2 protein-coding genes are annotated in these 3184 nt (G+C 43.6%); both read left to right on the top strand.

The genetic code is table 11. The features are described from left to right. Positions 1–220 precede the first annotated feature (220 nt). A complete protein-coding gene (locus AC52RT_RS04610) occupies positions 221–2413 on the top strand; it encodes a RelA/SpoT family protein (RefSeq protein ID WP_495539666.1) in 2193 nt (730 codons plus the stop codon). A 15-nt stretch (positions 2414–2428) separates the two neighbouring features. Further along, entirely contained in the window at positions 2429–2878 is a 450-nt protein-coding gene (gene dtd / locus AC52RT_RS04605) for a D-aminoacyl-tRNA deacylase (protein WP_495539665.1), read from the top strand. Positions 2879–3184: the final 306 nt, after the last annotated feature.

The following is a 3184-nucleotide window of genomic DNA, read 5'->3' as shown; positions in this document are numbered from 1 at the left end:
AATGTATTTTCAGAGAACCTTGATGCTGCTAATGATTTATGGATAGATAGATGATCGACATCTAAAGGAAATTGCATAGGAAGTTTGCAAAAATTGTCACGTTTTGCTGAAAATAGCAGCCTGCTAGTGGCTTTTTTACGTTTCTTTTCTGTTTGCAAAAGGTGTAACCAATCAACCTTAAACGGATAACCGTTTAAAGTGGAGTAAAGGTGATAATTGTATGGCTAATGATCAAATAAAAACAGCCGATCAGGTTGTGGAACGGGCAAAGCAATATTTAGACCAGGATGAAGCGGATTTCATATACCGGGCCTATAAATATGCGGAATATGCCCATCGTGAGCAGTTTCGCAAATCAGGCGAACCGTATATTATCCACCCCATCCAGGTTGCTGGAATCCTTGCTGACCTAGAAATGGACCCCGCTACAATAGCTGGTGGTTTTTTACATGATGTGGTTGAGGATACAGATATTTCCCTTAAAGATATCGCCGAAAACTTCAGCGAAGAAGTAGCCATGCTGGTTGACGGTGTAACAAAGCTTGGGAAAATTAAATATAAATCGCAGGAAGAACAGCAGGCTGAAAATCATCGGAAAATGTTCGTTGCCATGGCACAGGATATTCGTGTCATCCTGATTAAACTTGCTGATCGTCTTCATAATATGCGTACCTTAAAGCATCTTCCTCAAGAGAAACAACGTCGAATCTCCAATGAAACGCTTGAAATTTTTGCACCGCTTGCACATCGTCTCGGAATCAGCGCCATCCGATGGGAGCTTGAGGATACAGCGTTACGTTATTTGAATCCTCAGCAATACTACCGGATTGTTAATTTGATGAAGAAAAAACGTGCCGAGCGCGAGGAATACCTGAATGGCGTGATCGATGAGGTTCGCCAAGAGGTGACGGATGTAAATATAAAGGCGGATATTTCCGGCCGCCCGAAACATATTTACAGCATCTATCGTAAAATGGTCCTGCAAAATAAGCAATTCACTGAGATTTATGATTTGCTGGCAGTAAGGATTGTGGTGAATAGCATTAAGGATTGTTATGCGGTTCTTGGGATTATTCATACCTGCTGGAAGCCGATGCCAGGTCGGTTTAAGGATTATATCGCCATGCCAAAGCCGAATATGTATCAATCGCTGCATACCACGGTGATTGGTCCGAAAGGTGATCCGCTTGAGGTGCAGATTCGGACTTCTGAAATGCATCAAATCGCTGAGTACGGCGTTGCGGCTCACTGGGCATACAAAGAAGGCAAGGAAATCAATGAACAATCTTCTCTTGAAGATAAGCTGACTTGGTTCCGTGAAATTCTTGAGTTCCAGGATGATGCGACCAATGCTGAAGAATTTATGGAGTCATTAAAAATAGACCTCTTCTCCGATATGGTCTTTATTTTCACCCCAAAAGGCGATGTCATTGAGTTGCCTGCTGGATCGAACCCGATTGATTTTGCGTATCGAATTCACTCAGAAATCGGTAACAAGACGATTGGTGCGAAGGTTAACGGCAAAATCGTACCGCTCGATTATAAGCTAAAAACCGGTGATATCATGGAGGTTCTGACGTCTAAGCATTCGTATGGACCGAGTACTGACTGGCTGAAGATGACGCAGACTTCACAGGCGAAGAATAAAATTCGTCAATTCTTTAAAAAACAGCGTCGTGAAGAAAATGTTGAAAAAGGCCGCGAATTGGTTGCTGCAGAAATCCGCGAGATGGAATTTGATCTGAAGGAAGTCTTGACAGCCGAAAATCTTAAACGTGTAGTAGAGAAATTTAATTTTTCCAATGAAGACGATATGTATGCCGCAGTCGGCTACAATGGCATCACCGGATTACAGATTGCCAATCGCCTGACCGAAAGATTACGGAAACAAAAAGAACAAGATCAGCTGACTGATTTGAAAGAAGCAGTGTCTGAAGTTAAAACGGTCAACCATACGAAGAAACGTGAATCCGGCGTCCGAGTACAGGGCATTGATAATCTGCTGATACGTTTGTCCAAATGCTGTAACCCGGTTCCAGGCGACGAAATTGTCGGTTTTATTACGAAAGGCCGCGGTGTATCCATACACCGGACAGATTGTACTAACCTGGAAAGCGGCGAAGAAAACCGCTTGATACCTGTCGAATGGGAAACAGATTTGAATTCACGTAAAGAATACAATGTGGAAATAGAGATTACCGGCTTTGACCGTCGTGGCTTGCTTAATGAAGTCTTACAGATGGTTGCCGAGACTAAAACGAATATGTCCGCCGTATCTGGAAAGTCAGATCGCAACAAGGTGGCCACGATAAATATGTCGATTTCCATTACAAATATCAGTCATTTGCAAAAGGTAGTCGATAGAATTAAGCAAATTCCTGATATTTATTCGGTAAGACGGATTATGAACTAAGGAGTCTGAACTGACATGCGAGTGGTAATTCAACGATCTAAGGCAGCAAGCGTCACTGTCGATGAACAAATCATTGGTGCAATTGACAGCGGACTTGTCGTGTTAGTGGGCGTTACCCATGGCGATACGAGTGAAGATGCAGCTTACTTGGCTGAAAGAATCGCAAACCTGCGAATCTTTGAAGACGAAAATGAGAAGATGAATTTTTCATTGCTTGATGTCGGCGGATCGGTGCTGTCCATTTCACAATTCACGTTGTATGGCGATGCCCGTAAAGGCCGCCGGCCGAACTTCATGGACGCCGCTCGTCCAGAAGAAGCAAACATCATCTACGAACAGTTTAACGACGAACTTCGCCAAAAAGGCCTCACCGTCGCAACTGGCCAATTCGGAGCCATGATGCAAGTCCAACTAACCAACGACGGCCCAGTGACCCTCATACTAGACAGCAAAGAAAAGAAATAAAGTCGAAGCAAACCCACAAAGATGGCGGGTTTGCTTTTTTTGCGTTAGGAAAAGAACTTTTTAGCAGCCCATTCAAGGTAGGGAAGAAACAGTCAGACTTAGGGGAGAATCTTTTCTTGTTGGGGAAGAATCAAACCGAGTTGCGGCAGAATGAAGGACAGTTGGGGGAGAATAGATGATCCTCCGACGTCCAAAAACCAACAACCTAAGCTGTTTAACTCAGCCAATCGCGTTTTTCCAGTTCGGGGTTATAAAAAAGGGTATCTAAAAGAGTGAGATTACTCCTTTTTGGCGGCCTATCAAGGT

The organism is Peribacillus sp. (assembly GCF_059453735.1).
The sequence above is the reverse complement of the archived record's forward strand: the minus strand, read 5'-3'. Positions and strand labels throughout refer to the sequence as shown.

Bases quoted from the DNA above. Each gene is read 5' to 3' on its own strand.
- AC52RT_RS04610 (WP_495539666.1), top strand. From the start codon at position 221: ATGGCTAATGATCAAATAAAAACAGCCGATCAGGTTGTGGAACGGGCA.
- dtd (WP_495539665.1), top strand. From the start codon at position 2,429: ATGCGAGTGGTAATTCAACGATCTAAGGCAGCAAGCGTCACTGTCGAT.